Origin of the sequence: Streptomyces sp. V4I8, assembly GCF_041261225.1 — a bacterium.
In the GTDB taxonomy this organism is placed as follows: Bacteria; Actinomycetota; Actinomycetes; order Streptomycetales; family Streptomycetaceae; genus Streptomyces.
Genome location: NZ_JBGCCN010000004.1, coordinates 15,509 through 32,658, shown reverse-complemented (window position 1 = coordinate 32,658; position 17,150 = coordinate 15,509). Strand labels below are relative to the sequence as shown.

13 protein-coding genes are annotated in these 17,150 nt (G+C 67.0%); 7 read left to right on the top strand and 6 right to left on the bottom strand.

Going from position 1 to position 17,150, the window contains the following annotated elements; genetic code table 11:
* The first annotated feature begins 233 nt into the window (after positions 1–233).
* The gene (locus tag ABIE67_RS49475; RefSeq protein WP_370271021.1) at positions 234–482 is read left to right on the top strand and encodes a hypothetical protein; all 249 of its coding nucleotides are present in this window, start codon (positions 234–236) and stop codon (positions 480–482) included.
* Between the two features lie 525 nt (positions 483–1,007).
* Here ABIE67_RS49475 and ABIE67_RS49470 read toward each other — a convergent pair.
* Positions 1,008–1,787, bottom strand: coding sequence for a transposase family protein (locus ABIE67_RS49470; protein WP_370271020.1), 780 nt, complete (start codon positions 1,785–1,787; stop codon positions 1,008–1,010).
* 429 nt (positions 1,788–2,216) lie between these two features.
* Here ABIE67_RS49470 and ABIE67_RS49465 point away from each other — a divergent pair, with 429 nt between their 5' ends.
* From ABIE67_RS49465 to ABIE67_RS49455, 3 genes are all read left to right on the top strand, one after another.
* Positions 2,217–3,614, top strand: a complete 1,398-nt coding sequence (locus ABIE67_RS49465) for an IS1380 family transposase (RefSeq protein ID WP_370251787.1) — start codon at positions 2,217–2,219, stop codon at positions 3,612–3,614.
* A 1,245-nt stretch (positions 3,615–4,859) separates the two neighbouring features.
* Positions 4,860–5,057, top strand: a complete 198-nt coding sequence (locus ABIE67_RS49460; RefSeq protein WP_370271018.1) for a hypothetical protein — start codon at positions 4,860–4,862, stop codon at positions 5,055–5,057.
* Positions 5,058–5,599: 542 nt separating this feature from the next.
* The gene (locus tag ABIE67_RS49455) at positions 5,600–7,390 is read left to right on the top strand and encodes an IS481 family transposase (protein WP_370271017.1); all 1,791 of its coding nucleotides are present in this window, start codon (positions 5,600–5,602) and stop codon (positions 7,388–7,390) included.
* 392 nt (positions 7,391–7,782) lie between these two features.
* Here ABIE67_RS49455 and ABIE67_RS49450 read toward each other — a convergent pair whose 3' ends face one another.
* The 3 genes from ABIE67_RS49450 to ABIE67_RS49440 all read right to left on the bottom strand — a co-directional run bounded on the left by ABIE67_RS49450 (position 7,783) and on the right by ABIE67_RS49440 (position 10,132).
* The gene (locus ABIE67_RS49450) at positions 7,783–8,703 is read right to left on the bottom strand and encodes an IS3 family transposase (protein ID WP_370252164.1); all 921 of its coding nucleotides are present in this window, start codon (positions 8,701–8,703) and stop codon (positions 7,783–7,785) included.
* Positions 8,691–9,020, bottom strand: a complete 330-nt coding sequence (locus tag ABIE67_RS49445; protein ID WP_370252162.1) for a transposase — start codon at positions 9,018–9,020, stop codon at positions 8,691–8,693. Before ABIE67_RS49445 ends, ABIE67_RS49450 begins: the two co-directional genes overlap by 13 nt.
* Before the next feature lie 938 nt (positions 9,021–9,958).
* Positions 9,959–10,132 carry a hypothetical protein gene (locus tag ABIE67_RS49440; RefSeq protein ID WP_370271016.1) on the bottom strand — a complete coding sequence of 58 codons (174 nt, stop codon included), beginning with the start codon at positions 10,130–10,132 and terminating at the stop codon, positions 9,959–9,961.
* Between the two features lie 1,079 nt (positions 10,133–11,211).
* Here ABIE67_RS49440 and ABIE67_RS49435 point away from each other — a divergent pair.
* Positions 11,212–12,234, top strand: a complete 1,023-nt coding sequence (locus ABIE67_RS49435; RefSeq protein WP_370271015.1) for a family 43 glycosylhydrolase — start codon at positions 11,212–11,214, stop codon at positions 12,232–12,234.
* A gap of 171 nt (positions 12,235–12,405) precedes the next feature.
* On the opposite strand, the gene ABIE67_RS49430 is transcribed toward ABIE67_RS49435, so the two are convergent.
* Positions 12,406–13,833 (bottom strand): IS1380 family transposase, encoded by a 1,428-nt coding sequence (locus ABIE67_RS49430; protein WP_370267871.1) that lies wholly within the window; start codon positions 13,831–13,833, stop codon positions 12,406–12,408.
* 271 nt (positions 13,834–14,104) lie between these two features.
* On the opposite strand from ABIE67_RS49430, the gene ABIE67_RS49425 reads away from it, so the two are divergent.
* Both ABIE67_RS49425 and ABIE67_RS49420 read left to right on the top strand, forming a co-directional pair.
* Positions 14,105–14,308: a hypothetical protein gene (locus ABIE67_RS49425; protein ID WP_370271014.1), complete on the top strand. Its 204-nt coding sequence runs from the start codon at positions 14,105–14,107 to the stop codon at positions 14,306–14,308.
* Positions 14,309–14,341: 33 nt separating this feature from the next.
* The gene (locus tag ABIE67_RS49420) at positions 14,342–15,739 is read left to right on the top strand and encodes an IS1380 family transposase (protein WP_370251787.1); all 1,398 of its coding nucleotides are present in this window, start codon (positions 14,342–14,344) and stop codon (positions 15,737–15,739) included.
* A gap of 404 nt (positions 15,740–16,143) precedes the next feature.
* Here ABIE67_RS49420 and ABIE67_RS49415 read toward each other — a convergent pair whose 3' ends face one another.
* Complete coding sequence (locus ABIE67_RS49415; protein ID WP_370269876.1) at positions 16,144–16,923, bottom strand: transposase family protein; 780 nt, start codon at positions 16,921–16,923, stop codon at positions 16,144–16,146.
* Positions 16,924–17,150 lie beyond the last annotated feature (227 nt).

The following is a 17,150-nucleotide window of genomic DNA, read 5'->3' as shown; positions in this document are numbered from 1 at the left end:
GAATGATGTGTATTGCTGCAGCAGTGCTGGCGTTAGCGGGAGCGGGCGGGGGGAGCGCGCAAGCGGCGACACCGCCGAGCTCGGCCCTCGCGGCCTCATCGACTCAGGCCGCGGACCCTGGGGCAATCACACGCCCGACTGACACAGTGCTCCCACGGCAGTGGGGTCACCATGTTTGCGTTAGTAACACTGGGGCTGGCTGGGGTTCGAAGAACGGGCGGGCGTACCTGACCATGCAGACGGATGGCAACTTCGTCCTCTACAAGGACGGCCGCGCCGTATGGCAGACAGCCACTGCCGGCCGTGGCCTCTGCGCCATCTTCCAGACAGACGGCAACCTCGTGGTTTACAGCCATGACGGTCCGCTCTGGGCGTCCAACACCGCAGGCCGGGGCTACTACCTCGCCATCCAGAACGACGGCAACGTCGTCATCTACGACGTGAAATGGCAGCCTCTCTGGCAAACCCAAACCAGCGGCTGATCACACCCAGAGCCTCCTTTTGTCAGCGTGTCAGGCCGGCCTCGGCGGAGGGACTAGTCAGGCTGCCAGCGCGCGGCCAAGTCGGGGAATGTACATCTCCGTCCCGAAGGCCCACGTCACAGGCGTGGGCCTTCTGCATTCCCTTGTCCGCGAAGGCCAGCCGAACAGGGAGTCCAGGCACGTGCCGAAGTTCTCCACGTGCGGAGGACGAGGCCCACCATATTCCAGAACTTCACGCGGCATGCGGCTCGCTCAGCGTCACATTCCGGATGACCGCCCCGTCACTGCACTCGCCCATGTCCATCACTGCCCCTAGCAGTGGCCATTGCTGGGGTTCAAAGATGGGTTCTCAGCCGTCTGCGCAACAACGGCGAGCCTGCCCCACCGGAAGCGTGCCGCGTGCCGACCCTGCGCCGTGCGTCTGCCAGCCGGCCCAGGGCCCGTCGCGCGTCTGCTTCGCCTCCACGCCGGCTGCGGGTGTTGTCGATGAACGTCCGGGCTGAGCCTTGAGGCTTATTCACGGGGTCACCAGCCGTTCTTGTAGAAGGCGAGGGCGGTGACGGTCTTGGCGACGAGGGGGAACCGGGTGAGAGGGCCGCGATAGCGAGTGGCGAGGACCTTCCAGTCCTTCAGATGTGCGATCGCTCGTTCGACGGCGGCGCGGAGCTTGCCGATGCTCTGGTTGAACACTTTGTCTTTGACGGGGCGTTCCTGACCGGGTGGCTTGCGGCGGGCGGTGAGCATGCCGGAGCCGACATAGCCCAGATCCCCCATGCTCTCCCGGTCGGCGAAGGCTTTGGGAAAGTGGGACTGGCGCCAGGCGTACATGTCGTGCCGGCTGCCGGGTACCGGCGCGGAGACGGCGAGCAGGTCCCCGCTGAGAGTGGCGGCGACCTGCAGGTTGAAGCCTGTGTCACGATGCTTGCCGGAGAACATCGTGGTGCCCTCGCTCGCCCAGTCCCACGTGGTGACCAGGGTCCCGTCGACCAGGACGATCCTGCCGTGTGAGGCGTCGGCGGGGTCGGGCACATGCTCGGCCAGGGCCGTCTCCACCACCGGGAGCAGCGTGGTCCACCGGCGCGAGACGGTGGCCTGGGAGATGTGGAACAGTTCCGCCGCCGCTTGCTGGACGGGGTTCTGCCGCAGCAGGAACAACACCAGGACCACGGACTTGTACAGGCCCAGCGCCCACATCCGTCCCGGCACCACGGGCGGATCGGGGTCCTCCACCAGCATCGTGTGGACCCGGACCACCAAGGCCTCCAGTTGATCCGCTTCCAGCCCTGTCGTAACGTTCCAGCTCAACGGCCCTACCCCGGTGGAAAACTGACGTCGTCGCAAACGCCAGGCTACCGAGCAGGGCCGTCTTGCTGATCAAGAAACCAAGCCCGTGAATAACCCTCCTTGTCCCGTTTGCCCCGTGCTCGTGCCCGGTGTCATCGAGGTCGGCCCGGCCGTCTGCCGGACCGTCGAAGGGGTTTCGGGCTGCGTGTGGTCTCGTGCAAGGTCTCGTGCATGGGCACGATGCGGGTGGTTGATGCTCGCTGTGATGGTAGGAGGGGCCGCGTCATCACTCATGCCGCCAGCCCTCTCTTGTAAGGACCCTGGCCTCACGAATTCATGGCGCCCGGTGTCGCAGTGACAGTCGGTCACATCATGAAGGAAGGGTGCTTCCGACCTGCGATGATTCAGCTTCTCTAGGACTGGATCACGTGCAGGGGAGGCACCCTTCCGGTGTCGAAGCGTACAGAGTGGGCCGATGATCTGTCGCTGTCCGCAAGCGGGAAGAAGCTGGTGGGCAAGGCGGGCATCGTGCCGGTGCGGCGTCTGGCGGACAAGGTCGGGCTGACCGACGCGCTCGGGGCTGCCCTGGTGCGGCGGGGCTTCCGTCCCGTCCATGATCGGGGAACGGTCCTGGTCTCGGCGGCCTGCGCGGTCCTGCTGGGCGCGCGGTCGATGGCCGGGATCGATGTGATGCGCCAGACCTCGCTGGTCCTGGGCAGCCCGGCCTCGGCGTCCACGCTGTGGCGGACCCTGGAGGCGATCGGACCGGTCCAGCTGACGAAGATCGCCTCCGCACGGGCCCGGACCCGTATCCACGTCCACCAGCAGCTCGACCTGCGCCCGGGCGGCTTTCCCTGGATCAAGGTCAACGGGCGGGAGCTGACCGGTGTCACGGTGCTGGACCTGGACGCCTCAGTCGTCCCGGCGCATTCCGGCAAGGAGGGAGCCGAGCCCAACTTCAAGGGATATGGCCACCACCCGCTGTTGATGTTCTGCGACAACACCGAAGAACTCCTGGTCAACCGGCTGCGGCCGGGATCGGCGGGATCCAACACCGCCGATGACCACATCTCGGTGAGTATCGAGGGCCTGCGTCAGCTGCCCACCCGCCGTCGGCGCCGGGTCCTGTTCCGCACCGACGGCGCCGGAGCCACGATGGAGTTCCTCACCTGGATCACCTCCGGCGGCGGCAACGCGGCCAACCGCTGGGAGTACTCCGTCGGCCACACCCGCGACGACGACTTCTGGAAGGCCCTGGCCAAGGTCCCGGCCACCGCGTGGACGCCGGCCCTGGACCACAAGGGCCAGCCGCGCAAGGACGCCGACCTCGTCGAGATCACCGACATGCTCGACCTGACCGGCTGGCCGGAAGGGATGCGGGTGATCGTTCGCCGCGAACCCATCCACCCCAAGTACGAGCGCGAGCTCAAGCCGTACGAGAAGAAGACCGACTACCGCTACCAGGCCATCGCCACCAACACCACCGGCGGGCAACTGCAGTTCCTCGACGCCCGAGCCCGCTCCCACACCCACGTCGAGGCCGGCATCCGACGCGGCAAGGCCCTCTCCCTCAACCTGATGCCCTCCCGCTACTTCAAGGTCAACCAAGCCTGGTGCACCCTCCTCGCCCTGGCCACCGACCTCGCCCGCTGGTTCCAACTCCTGGCCACCGAAGGCAAACTCGCCCGGGCCGAGCCCGCCACTCTGCGCACCCGACTCCTGGACGTCCCCGCGAAACTCGCCGACCACGCCCGAAGACGCGAGCTGAAATTCGACCCCGCCTGGCCCGCATCCACCGACATCGTCGACGCCTGGGGCGCCGTCCAGGCCCTGCCCGCCCCCGGCTGACTGCCACCCCACCGACCCCGATTCCGGAAGGAGGAGACCCGCCCCGTCCTCGGCCCGTGGAAACCGACGACCACCCGTGACGACACACGGGCCGGAACGTCACCACCACCCGAAGGACGAACCAGGACGAAACCTCAACCTCGACCGATCACCTCAAGCCGGCGCGCGCACGTGAATGATCGAGGCTGGTTATACGACTGCCGGATGAATCCTTCTAGGACGGCCGTGTCGGCTTCGAAAGAGAGCTGGCGCGGAAGGTGGTGGAGGCCATAGGTGCCGGCCGTTGAAGCCGCCTGGACGGCTCGGCCTGTTGTGGCCGGGCCGTTCTTCCCTCCTGGCGAGGCATCCGCACGACTTCTGGCGTCGAGGTCGGCGCGGCGTTGGGATTCGCGGCCCTGCGCCGGGCATTGGCTATGGGCGAGCCCGGCCCGAGGAGCTCGCTGTTGACTTCCTCGCGGTGGTGGCAAGGGGACCCGGAGCTGTCCTTCCCGGGCGTGGACCCGGCTCTCGCAGCGGTCAGCAGGCGTCAGGCCCAAATCGGATCGGGGTCTGAGAACCCCCTCACATGACTGGCTGAGTGGAACAGGCTTTCCCCGCAGCCCGCCTTGCTCCTGCACGGTGGTTTTATTATGCGCAAGATGAATTTCTGCGCGCGCCAATTTTGTTGTTGCTGCATCTATATTTCCGAACCGTGATCAGCGCAGAAGTAAATCCCATAAATAGACCACAGAACGCGAGGTAAACGCGCCAACAGGCGCGGGGGCGACAGGCGGCACGCGACAAGGAGCAGACCGCCCCCACAGAAGACGACCCGCGCACATGCCGGGTCCACCACTCGCCGGCCGTGCCATGCCGACCCGGGCCTCGCCCATCGTGGTGGCCACCGCTCCTCTCCGCTCCTGGTCCTGGGCTCTGCTGGAAGATGCCTCAGCCGCAGGTTTCCCCTCCCCGCCGCACTCACGCGCCGCATGCCGGCCATCCTGCCCCCGAAGGGGATCACCAAGTTGAGAAGGGCGGTGCGATGATCCTGGCGTAGACCGCCCGTGGGAAAGGGGCCTGCCGGTGGACACTGCCGTACCGAGAGTTCCGGTACCCGCCGAAGGGGATCGCGCACGCGATCTGGCCACACCGCCGCTTCCCTCTGTCTTTACGCGACGTGGACGACGAGCAGCGCATCGCCACCCCGGAACTGGACTCCCTACGCCTGCTCGTCGACGTCCCCACCGCTGAAACCTCTCTGGTGCGGTGCCGGGCCGAGCGCATCCTGGCCCGGGCTCCCGCACCGGCATCCGGATGCTGGCCTGGCAGCACGTTCCCCGTCTGGTGCCCGCTGAAGTACCCGGCGTGCTGCGCCTGTTCCACCGGCTGCGGCGCACCGCCGCCACCGACGCCGATCTGCTGCATGCAGACACCACATGCGCCCAGGGCGACTTCCGCACCTGAGCGAAGACCGTCTCCCACGCGTACGCGGCTCTGAGCCACCGTCCCCCAACCACGGCGAACCGTGCCTTGCCGACGACCTGGGCCTGTTCCCGCCTCGGTCCCAGGATGCAGCGATGACCGGCGAGAACATGCCCGAGCACGAGGCTGGCGAGCGCGGGCACGCGGGCACGACGCCCGGCCCGCGCGTCGGTGAGTCGGTACGGCCGGCCGACCCCGCGGACGCCGCCGCCTGCCTGCGGCGCCGCCAGCTACGGTGCGGCGACGATGACCTCCGGATGAGATGTCTATCGAGGGCAAGAGCGGGTCGCCCGACCACAAGCGCCCGAGCAGGTCCAGTCCCTCGTCCAGCCGTTCGGCGAGGAGGCGTGAATCGGCGGTGTCGCCGAAGCCGCCGTACCGGCGGCATCCGCGGCACGCGGTCGACCTGTGCTGTGCAGTCCCAGCTCATCCTTGACGCCGTTGGTGCTGGACTTGCTTGACGGTCGCGGGAGATTTCTGACGGTCCGAGCACATCCCTGACGGGTAGCACTCGTTGTGCAGGCATGGACGACATATCCGCTGCCGAGACAGCTGATGAGGACTGGACGGTCGAGCACCGATTCCGGGCCGTGGTGGAGGTGCTGGACGGTTCGCCGGTGGCCGAGGTCGCCCGCCGGTACGGCACGTCGCGGCAGTCCCTGCACTCCTGGTTGCGGCGCTTCCGCGAGGGCGGACGGGACGGCTTGAAGGATCGCTCCCGTCGGCCGCACAGCTCACCGTCCCGGGTGCCGCTCGAGACCGAGCTGGCCATCTGCCAGCTGCGCCAGAGCTATCCGAAGTGGGGTGCCCGCCGGATCGCCCATGAACTGGCCGTGCGCGGGGTCGCGAACGCGCCGGGCCGCTCGACGGTGCACCGCGTCCTGGTCCGCAACGGCCTGGTCGACCACCAGATCCAGGTCCACCGCCGGATCTACAAACGGTGGCAGCGTGACGTGCCGATGCAGTTGTGGCAGATGGACTTGATGGGCGGGGTGTTCCTTGCGGACGGGCGGGAGTGCAAGCTCCTCACGGGGATCGACGACTGCTCTCGGTTCATCGTGATCGCCTCGGTGTTGGTGCAACCCACCGGACGAGCCGTATGTCAGGCGTTCATCGAGGCTATGCGCCGCTACGGGGTCCCGTCGGAGATGCTGACGGACAACGGCAAGCAGTTCACCGGCCGTTACTCCAAGCCCCTTCCCGTCGAGGTGATGTTCGAGCGGGTCTGCCGCGAGAACGGCATCAACCAGCGGCTGACGAAGCCCAGGTCACCGACCACGACCGGGAAGATCGAACGGTTTCATAAGACCCTGCGCCGCGAGATGCTCGACCACTCCGGTCCCTTCGCCGACCCGGTCGCGGCCCAGAACGCGATCGACGCGTGGGTCCATGGCTACAACCACACGCGCCCCCACCAGTCGCTGGAGATGGCCACTCCGGCTCAGGTCTTTCGCCCGCACCCGCTCCCGGCCGACACAACAGTGCCTGCTCAAGCCGTGGCGGCCGAGCCCACGTCGGGGTCGTCCGAACCGATGCGACTTCCGGTGCTTCCGCCGCCGAGCTCGTCCGAGGACAACCTCCCCCTCCAGGCGGTGGAGTTCGAGGCGGTGATCAGCCCCGGCCGGCACGTGATGCTGCCGCAGGCACGGAGCCTGAAGTTCAGCCCGTCCCTGGTCGGCCGGACCGTCACGGTCTGGGCCAGTCACCGCACCGTCCACGTCGTGCTCGACGGGCAACTCATCCGAACTCGCTCGATGACCTTCACCGACGCCCACCTGCAAGGGCTGGTCATGCGGGGCGGACGGATCGGCGGACCCGAACCCCAGGGCGGCCTCAGTGCGGACAAAGCCTTGGCGCCGGCGACCGTGGTCGAAGTCGATCGCAAGGCCACCAAGGACGGCGTCGTCTCGCTCGGGCAGACGCCCGTCGCCCTTGGTAACGAGCTGATCGGCAAGCACGTCACCCTGCGTTTCGACGGCAGCCTGATGTATGTGATCCATGCCGGACTCCTGGTCAAGACCCTCACCGCCCCGATCCCGCACCAGCGCCGGGCGAAACTCACTGGTGCACGGGTCGCTACCACTCCGCTGCCACCGCCCCCGTCTCAGCCGCGGCGGGCCGTCCGGCGCGTCGGCGCTGACGGCACCTTCGTCGTCGCTCGGCACAAGCTCCGCCCCGGCATCGCGCACGCCGGCAAGACCGTCACCGTGGTCATCGAGGAGACCTGCTTCCGCGTTCTCGACGGCGAAGTCGAGATCTCCACCCACCCGGTCAAGGGCGGCCCCGTTACCCGCTACATCGCCGATCCCCGCTGACCGTCAACCATCACCTGGGACCGTCAAGCATCACGCGAGACACCGTCAAGCAAGTCCCGGGACCGACCTGACAAGCATCTCCCTGGACCTCACATACGGGGAGAACGAAATGGCCGTTGACAGACCTGGACGGCCACGTCCGTTCAAAGTCCTCAGGCACAAGGGCTGGACAACCGGGCCGCTCTTGCGCCTGCCAACCGCCCCACAGCTTCCACATTCCTCAACCCACCCACCAGCCAGAGGAGTTGACGACGCCCCCGACCTGAGTCCGGCGACCCCCTGTGCATGCTGCCGGGAGCATGGTTGCCGGTCCCCAAACGGTGCGGGACAGGACCGGCAACCAGAGGCACCATCAGCGCTCAGTGTCAATCCCCTCGTTGTGTGGAGAGTTTCTAGGCGGCCAGCTCCAGGGCGGAGCCGGTCCGATGCATATGTTCGTAGTCGATCGGGCTGTGGTACTCGCATACGCTGTGTAGTCGGCGGGTGTTGTAGAAGCCGGTGATCCACGTGGCGATCTTCAGCCGGGCCTCGGTACGGGTGTCGAAGGTGTGCCGGTAGATGTATTCGACCTTGAGGACGCTGTTGAATGCCTCGCTGACGGCGTTGTCGAAACATGAGCCGACGCGTCCCATGGACTGGGTCACGCCGAGACGGCGGCAGACCCGCTTGAACCGGCGGGAGACGTACTCGCTGCCCCTGTCGCTGTGAAAGATCACGCCTTTCACGTCGCCTCCGCGGGTGGCTGCGGCCATGTGCAGTGAGGCCACGACGAGTTCGGCATCGTGGCGAGCGCCCATCGCGTAACCGAGCAGGCGGCGTGAGAACAGGTCGATCACCGTGGCCAGGTAGAGCTTGCCCTCACCCGTGACGATCTCGGTCATGTCGCCGCACCAGACTTGGTCCGGGGCATCCGCGCTGAAGTCGCGGCGCACGAAGTCCGGCGCCGCGGCCCGCCTACCGGGGCGGGTGAGCCCGCGACGCCAGCGTACCTTCCGTCCGGCCAGGCCCAGCTCGGCCATGGTCTTCGCAACGGTGTTCACCGAGACGCGCCATCCCTGCCTGACGAGCGTGATCCACACCTTCGGTGAGCCGTAGGTGCCGCCCGAGGCGTCGAAGACGCGCCGGACGGCCTCGGCCAGCTGTCCGCGCCGCACTTCGCGGGCGGTGACAGGCCTGTCCTTCCACTTGTAGAACCACGACTCGCTCACGCCCAGCACCCGGCAGGACGTGGTGTGCGGAATGTTCTTCTCGGCCTTGCAGTCGCTGATCACCCCGGCCAGCCGGGCCGGGTCCGCGGCAGCTACTTCACCCACAAGGCCATGCACTGTTTGAAGACGTCACGTTCCATCTCCAGCTCGCGGATGCGCTTGTTCTTCTCGTTCATCTCCCGGCGCAGCCGCTCCAGCTCAGCGCGTTCACCCTCCCGCAGCCGGCCGCCCGAGGCGGCGGGCGCGGGCCGGTCGGAGGAGGCCGAGCCGTTCCTCCTCCAGCGTGAAACCCAGCTGTGCAGCGTCCCCGGATGCACTCCGAGATCCTCGGCGACCTCCGGGATCGGCTTGCCCGTCTCGATCACGATGCGTACAGCACCTTCACGGAACTCGGCGTCGTACTTCTGTTGCTTGGACCCCATGAACCTCAACTTCCCCTGGTATCACGGACTCCACGCTATGAGGGGAACCTCACAGTGACCGCACGCCGCCGACGCATGTACGCCACGCTGCCGACCGCTATCAGGCTTACAGCGCCGCTCAGGGCTGCCACCTGCCACGGCTCGGCGATGGGGGCGTGGGCCTGGCCGACTGGGTCTGCGCGGCCGTGTGTCCCTGGGGACGCGGTGTGGACCTGGCCTTCTCGGGCTGGGCGGTTCGGCCCGCTTCACTGAGGCCTGCGTACCGCCGGCCATGCCCTTCCGGCCGTACTCCGAGCCCGGCAATTTGTCGCCGTACCGCTTGCGGAAGAGCTTCTGGTACTCGTTCAGCGGGAGACTGTTCCTGCCCGCCAGGCCGGTGCGTGCCTCTTCGTTGAGCGGCTCGACCAGTCCGACGGCCGTGAACCGGTACCAGGTGTGGATCTGCGGCTCGGTGAAGGTGGGGGTTTGTGAGGTGCTGTCTTCGGCGCAGTTGAGCTCTTCATCTCCGTCCCGGACGCCGGACAGCTGCCAGCCCTGATGTCCGTCGTCCTCGCCGCCGGCGCTTGCGGCCGCGGCCGCCGCCGACCTGCGCCGCCCTCGGGGAACCGGCCAACCCCGGCTGGGCATCCCGGTCGGCGTCCCCGGACAGAGGTTGCCGAGCCCGCTCTCTGCTGCCCCGGCCCGAGTGACTTGCTGGTCACTGACCGAAGGTGAACGGAGTGGATACGACGCCGTATTCACCACTGGCCGGCCAGCCGCCGGTGCCGCCTGCACGAACAAACAGGCCGCGTCAGTAGGCGGTCATCAACCCGCACCGACCTTAGCCGGTCTCAGCAGCTTGACGCAGTCAGTTGCACCGCCGTCGGACAAGAAGATCTACCAGCGCAGGCCCACCTGGGAGGGCGAATGCGGCAAATTCATCACGACTCACTATGCGGCTAGGTGCGCCGCCTGAGAGCCTCGGCGATGACAGCCCAGCTGGCAGCTTCCTGGAGCAGTTCACGATCTACATCATCCTGGTCCCGTAGCGTCTCTACACAGCGTTGGAGCATGCGCAGGGCGTACTTGCGTTGCTCAGCCTTGATTTCAGTGGCCACCACTCCGACGATCATTCTCTATCCTTCCGAGTTCGAACTCCGTGCCGTCAGCAACCATCTTCCCCGGCCTGCCGGTTAGCGTCATGCCATGCCCGCGACTTCGACTCCGCGTATGCAGCTCGCTATACACAGGGTTACCTCAAGGCTCTTCCTGTGCCATGCGTCTCACGCTTGTGTGGCCGCCAATGCTGCACTCGGCGTAGGCGGATCGGCATAAACTTTGGAAGGCGTCCACGGCGTCTGTCGCTGTGCCTCTACGCGTTTTTCGCTTCGTTTAAGAGTCCTCACTTCCGCAATAGCACCTGGCGCCCTTATCGCTGCCTGCGAGAACGCTGTCTACGCAGTTCGTCGAGCCGGTGTCCTTGTGCGACAGCACACAGCTAAGGCTGTCTGGCTGGGGCGGGCCGGGAACGGCTCGTCGGCGTCGTCGGCGGCCGCCGTCCTGGTGGACGACGTGGCTGCCACGCTCCGATATTGCTTGCTGCCGCTGCGAGCGCCGGGACCGGTGCGCCAGGCGAGCGGATGGCGTCCCGCGACGTGGTGTAGGGGATCAAGACACCGGAACCCGCAGGCCAGGGACATGGCTCAGCCCGTTCCCGTGTCCAACTCACCTCATCAGCACGCTTCTTGGGCTGCCGCCTCCGCATAGATCGCTATGAGCCTCGAACCGGAAGGCGTAGCGCTTGATCCCCTACACCACGTCGCGGGACACGACCGGCGAGCGCCTCCACCACACCGGTACAGACGGATGCCGTACCAGCGATGGAAGCGTGCGTGGGTGCCTCGGTGCATGGGGCTGATGTCGCCACCGAGTCTGGGGCCGGCGTGATGAGTTGGCCGCCGACGAGAGCCGGTGCTCGGACTCGGGGCTCTGCCACACGAGCTGGCTGAACAGGCCTGCTCCAGAACCAGGATGTGCACCAGGGTGGTCTCACGCCCTGGCGGTTGAGCGGAAACGTTCGTGCTGTAGCTGCTCCGGCGACAAGTAGCAGACCAGTGACGGGCGTGCGACGTTATATCCGTCGGGGAACGTGTCGCCGGATATCTCCGCCAACGCAGTTGCTGCTGGCACTCGCAAGAAGGGGCGTATCGCTGTGCGTGGAGTACTGCACTCCGTTCTGCGATTGTTCATCGCAATGTGCCTGGGCTTCCTCGTTCCGTTACAGGTCTCCGGTGAAGCCCGGGCCGTTCCGATGACGTTCACCAACGGAACTCAGTTCATCAATACTGCAGGGGACGCGGTGCATGGGCATGGCGGCAGTATGATCAAAGTGGGCGGGTATTACTACTGGTTCGGTGAGAACACCTATCCCGGCGGCCCATTCGCGTCGATCCCGATCTACCGCTCCACCGACCTGCATACCTGGGAGTTCCGCACCAGTGCGCTGACCCAGGCCTCGTCTCCCGAGCTGCGGAACGCCGGGGTCTATCGGCCCAGGGTCGTCTACAACGCCCGCACCGGGCAGTACGTGCTCTTCGTCCGCAAAGAGAACTTCCCGGCACCTATGACCGAGAATATGGTCGCTATCGCCACATCGCCCACGGTGGGCGGCAATTACACGTACCAGCGCAGCTTCCGCCCCGCTGGTTACAGGTCCTTCGACATGACCGTGTTCCGGGACACGGACGGTCAGGCATACCTGGTATCGACGACCAATGGGCAGAAAGACCTGACCATCTTCCGTCTGTCCCCCGACTACCTCTGGGTCGCGGCCCGGGTGACTACTCTGCACGGCGTCAGGCGGGAAGCGCAGTCGGTCTTCAAGCGCAATGGTGTCTACTTCATGGTGACCTCGGGGACCACCGGCTGGAACCCGAACCAGCAGAAGTACGCGACCGCGAGCAGTATGGCAGGCCCCTGGACCGGTCTGGCGAATGTCGGCAACGGCACCGGCTACAGGTCGCAGGTCACGTACATTCTCCCGATACAGGGCAGCCGCACCACGACCTACCTGTACATGGGCGACCGGTGGGCGCAGCCCTCAGGCGGCATGCACAACGACTCCACGTACGTCTGGCTGCCACCGCGGTTCCCGTCCAACACCTCGCTGACGATGCCCTGGCACCCGAAAGTCACCATCAACGCCGACACCGGCGTTGTGTGGGGCTCCAGTTAACCTCGATTCGTCAGCGGGTTTCGGTCGCTGAGTGATCCGGCGGTTCGCCCGTAATGTCCTCTGCCGTTGGAGGACGGGCCGTCGCGTAACGCCGCGGGGTGCGCCGGGTTCCACAGGCCCGGAGACTGCGGTCCTCCTCCTTCCTGGTCCTGGTCGGGGCGGGGCCGGCTGTCAGGTGACGGCCGGAAGCTGTGTGAGCCTGCTCCAGCAGGTGGTGAACGCCTTTGCCCAGGGCCAGGTCCGTTCGATGCGCAGGTAGCGGCGTCGGGCGTGGTCGGCGAGGCGGGCGGGCAGGTGGTAGAGGCGGAAGCGCATGGTGTCCGGCTCGGCGTGTTCGAGCCCGTCCTGGTCGTGCAGGGTGAGCAGCCGCAGCCAGGCGTCGAGATCAGCCGCGAGGTTGCAGGCAAGCATCCATCCGGCGTTGACCTGCCACGACTTGGACGGGAGGTTGTGCAGGCCCATGGCTTTGCCGGTGCGGATGCGATCCTCGACCTCGGCGTGGTCGCGGTGCAGGGCATCGAGGAACTGGACCTGGTGCGAGCCGGGGATGCCCCACAGGTGCCGGATATTCGTCGCGGTGATCGAGTAGCGCCAGCCGGTCTGTTTCTCGAAGTCGGTCAGCTTCTTGTGCTGCCGCCGTGAGGGTCTGACCCGGCGGACGATCAGCCGCATCCCCTGGGGCCAGCCCTCGCGGGTGTTCACCCCGGTCAACTCGGCGACCTGGTAGCCCTCCTGGACGCTGCCGTCCTGGTGCAGGGAGGTCTCCCATGCGCTTTCGGGGAGTTTCGCGATCGCCGCCTCGTCCTCGGGCGTGATCTTCCAGCCGACGGTGTAACGGACCGTGCGCCGCTTCGTGTTCAGTGACTCCAGGTGCTCCAGCAGGCCGTGCGTGGCCCCGGCGCCGTCGACGCGGATGAGGAGCTTGGCCTGCGAGGAGCCGGGGACCTGCTCCAGACAGGCCGCCAGCACGCGCAGGTGGTCCTCGACGGTGTTCGCCCCGGCATTCCCGCAGCGCAGCTCCATTGCCAGGCTCTCACCGGTGTTCGCGCACCAGCCGGCCAGCGGGTGGAAGCCGAACGTGCCCTTGAACGTCGCCGCTGCCCCTTCCTTCTTCGAAGCGGCAGTGATGACCGTGGCGTCCAGGTCCACGACGATCCAGCCCTTCAAGTGCCGTCCGGCAACGGTGAGATAGGGGAAGCCGCCCGGCCGCAGATGCAGCAGGCCCCACACCTGGCGGCGCACCCGCCGCCGCACCTTCGCGATCTTTCGCAGCGTGTGTTCGTCGAGGCCGGCCAGCACCCGGCGCATCGTCGAGTCCGACACAGCCGGGCCGAAGAGCTGCTGGTGGTGCAGGTGGAGCTGCTCGGCCTCCAGCAGACTCCGTGCTCCGAGCACGATCGCCACAGCCAGCTGGACCAGCACCCCGCTCCGCTCCCGCCACCCGGCCGCCGTACTCGACGGCAGCACCCGGGCCAGTCCACCCGTCAGCCCCAGGCGGTCGGCCAGTTTCCGCAGCAGCACCGCCCCCGCGTGCCCTACCAGCTTCTTCCCGTCAGCAGCCACGGACAGCCGACGGTCCCACCCTGTACTCTCGACCACCAGAAAGGTGCCTTGCTCTCTGCAGCGGATACGACGTAGACACTCGCATCCTCGCAGGTCAACGGCACCTTTCTGCTGTCAGGCTGTCAGCTCAACCAATTCCGCTGAATAGCCAGGGTTAATACCCCAGATCCGGTCCGCTGTGTGCAGCAAAGGGAAGCTGCGCAGTCGGGTGGGGCGGTCGGCGTGGGTGGTTGAACCGCGCCGCCGCCCACCCCCTGCGAGCGGGGCCCGGCTTCGCGCCCACCACGACTTCGACGCGATCACCACCATGCCTGGCCTCGTCGTCATCCTCGGCGCCGAGTTCCCGGCCGCAACCGGCGGCGACATGACCGTCTTCGGCACCGCCGCCGTCTCGCCGGCTTCGGCGAGGTCACCCCGGCCTCACGAATTCATGGCGCCCGGTGTCGCAGTGACAGTCGGTCACATCATGAAGGAAGGGTGCTTCCGACCTGCGATGATTCAGCTTCTCTAGGACTGGATCACGTGCAGGGGAGGCACCCTTCCGGTGTCGAAGCGTACAGAGTGGGCCGATGATCTGTCGCTGTCCGCAAGCGGGAAGAAGCTGGTGGGCAAGGCGGGCATCGTGCCGGTGCGGCGTCTGGCGGACAAGGTCGGGCTGACCGACGCGCTCGGGGCTGCCCTGGTGCGGCGGGGCTTCCGTCCCGTCCATGATCGGGGAACGGTCCTGGTCTCGGCGGCCTGCGCGGTCCTGCTGGGCGCGCGGTCGATGGCCGGGATCGATGTGATGCGCCAGACCTCGCTGGTCCTGGGCAGCCCGGCCTCGGCGTCCACGCTGTGGCGGACCCTGGAGGCGATCGGACCGGTCCAGCTGACGAAGATCGCCTCCGCACGGGCCCGGACCCGTATCCACGTCCACCAGCAGCTCGACCTGCGCCCGGGCGGCTTTCCCTGGATCAAGGTCAACGGGCGGGAGCTGACCGGTGTCACGGTGCTGGACCTGGACGCCTCAGTCGTCCCGGCGCATTCCGGCAAGGAGGGAGCCGAGCCCAACTTCAAGGGATATGGCCACCACCCGCTGTTGATGTTCTGCGACAACACCGAAGAACTCCTGGTCAACCGGCTGCGGCCGGGATCGGCGGGATCCAACACCGCCGATGACCACATCTCGGTGAGTATCGAGGGCCTGCGTCAGCTGCCCACCCGCCGTCGGCGCCGGGTCCTGTTCCGCACCGACGGCGCCGGAGCCACGATGGAGTTCCTCACCTGGATCACCTCCGGCGGCGGCAACGCGGCCAACCGCTGGGAGTACTCCGTCGGCCACACCCGCGACGACGACTTCTGGAAGGCCCTGGCCAAGGTCCCGGCCACCGCGTGGACGCCGGCCCTGGACCACAAGGGCCAGCCGCGCAAGGACGCCGACCTCGTCGAGATCACCGACATGCTCGACCTGACCGGCTGGCCGGAAGGGATGCGGGTGATCGTTCGCCGCGAACCCATCCACCCCAAGTACGAGCGCGAGCTCAAGCCGTACGAGAAGAAGACCGACTACCGCTACCAGGCCATCGCCACCAACACCACCGGCGGGCAACTGCAGTTCCTCGACGCCCGAGCCCGCTCCCACACCCACGTCGAGGCCGGCATCCGACGCGGCAAGGCCCTCTCCCTCAACCTGATGCCCTCCCGCTACTTCAAGGTCAACCAAGCCTGGTGCACCCTCCTCGCCCTGGCCACCGACCTCGCCCGCTGGTTCCAACTCCTGGCCACCGAAGGCAAACTCGCCCGGGCCGAGCCCGCCACTCTGCGCACCCGACTCCTGGACGTCCCCGCGAAACTCGCCGACCACGCCCGAAGACGCGAGCTGAAATTCGACCCCGCCTGGCCCGCATCCACCGACATCGTCGACGCCTGGGGCGCCGTCCAGGCCCTGCCCGCCCCCGGCTGACTGCCACCCCACCGACCCCGATTCCGGAAGGAGGAGACCCGCCCCGTCCTCGGCCCGTGGAAACCGACGACCACCCGTGACGACACACGGGCCGGAACGTCACCACCACCCGAAGGACGAACCAGGACGAAACCTCAACCTCGACCGATCACCTCAAGCCGGCGCGCGCACGTGAATGATCGAGGCCGGTGCCCCACGACTCCGGGGAACAGCAGCGGCACCCTGTGCGGCGCCCGCAGAACACCCGCCGCGTGGCGTTGCCGAGCGGCGAGTGCCGTCGCATTCACCCAGGTTTGCAAGCGAAGGTTAGTCACTGCCAGATGCGGGCCGCACACCCCTTGTACCTGGAGGTCTTTCATGACGTAGGACACGATCAACAAGGTCCTGGAGGCTTATTCACGGGGTCACCAGCCGTTCTTATAGAAGGCGAGGGCGGTGACGGTCTTGGCGACGAGGGGGAACCGGGTGAGAGGGCCGCGATAGCGAGTGGCGAGGACCTTCCAGTCCTTCAGATGTGCGATCGCTCGTTCGACGGCGGCGCGGAGCTTGCCGATGCTCTGGTTGAACACTTTGTCTTTGACGGGGCGTTCCTGACCGGGTGGCTTGCGGCGGGCGGTGAGCATGCCGGAGCCGACATAGCCCAGATCCCCCATGCTCTCCCGGTCGGCGAAGGCTTTGGGAAAGTGGGACTGGCACCAGGCGTACATGTCGTGCCGACTGCCGGGTACCGGCGCGGAGACGGCGAGCAGGTCCCCGCTGAGAGTGGCGGCGACCTGCAGGTTGAAGCCTGTGTCACGATGCTTGCCGGAGAACATCGTGGTGCCCTCGCTCGCCCAGTCCCACGTGGTGACCAGGGTCCCGTCGACCAGGACGATCCTGCCGTGTGAGGCGTCGGCGGGGTCGGGCACATGCTCGGCCAGGGCCGTCTCCACCACCGGGAGCAGCGTGGTCCACCGGCGCGAGACGGTGGCCTGGGAGATGTGGAACAGTTCCGCCGCCGCTTGCTGGACGGGGTTCTGCCGCAGCAGGAACAACACCAGGACCACGGACTTGTACAGGCCCAGCGCCCACATCGGTCCCGGCACCACGGGCGGATCGGGGTCCTCCACCAGCATCGTGTGGACCCGGACCACCAAGGCCTCCAGTTGATCCGCTTCCAGCCCTGTCGTAACGTTCCAGCTCAACGGCCCTGCCCCGGTGGAAAACTGACGTCGTCGCAAACGCCAGGCTACCGAGCAGGGCCGTCTTGCTGATCAAGAAACCAAGCCCGTGAATAACCCTCCTGGACGAAGTCATACAGCGTCCCCGGCGCCGTGCTGCCTATCAGTGGCTGGGTGAGCAGGAACCGCGATATGCGTAAAGCCTCGCCCCACCCGCCCTTTCCACCCCGCCAGGGCCGACCCGCTCACCT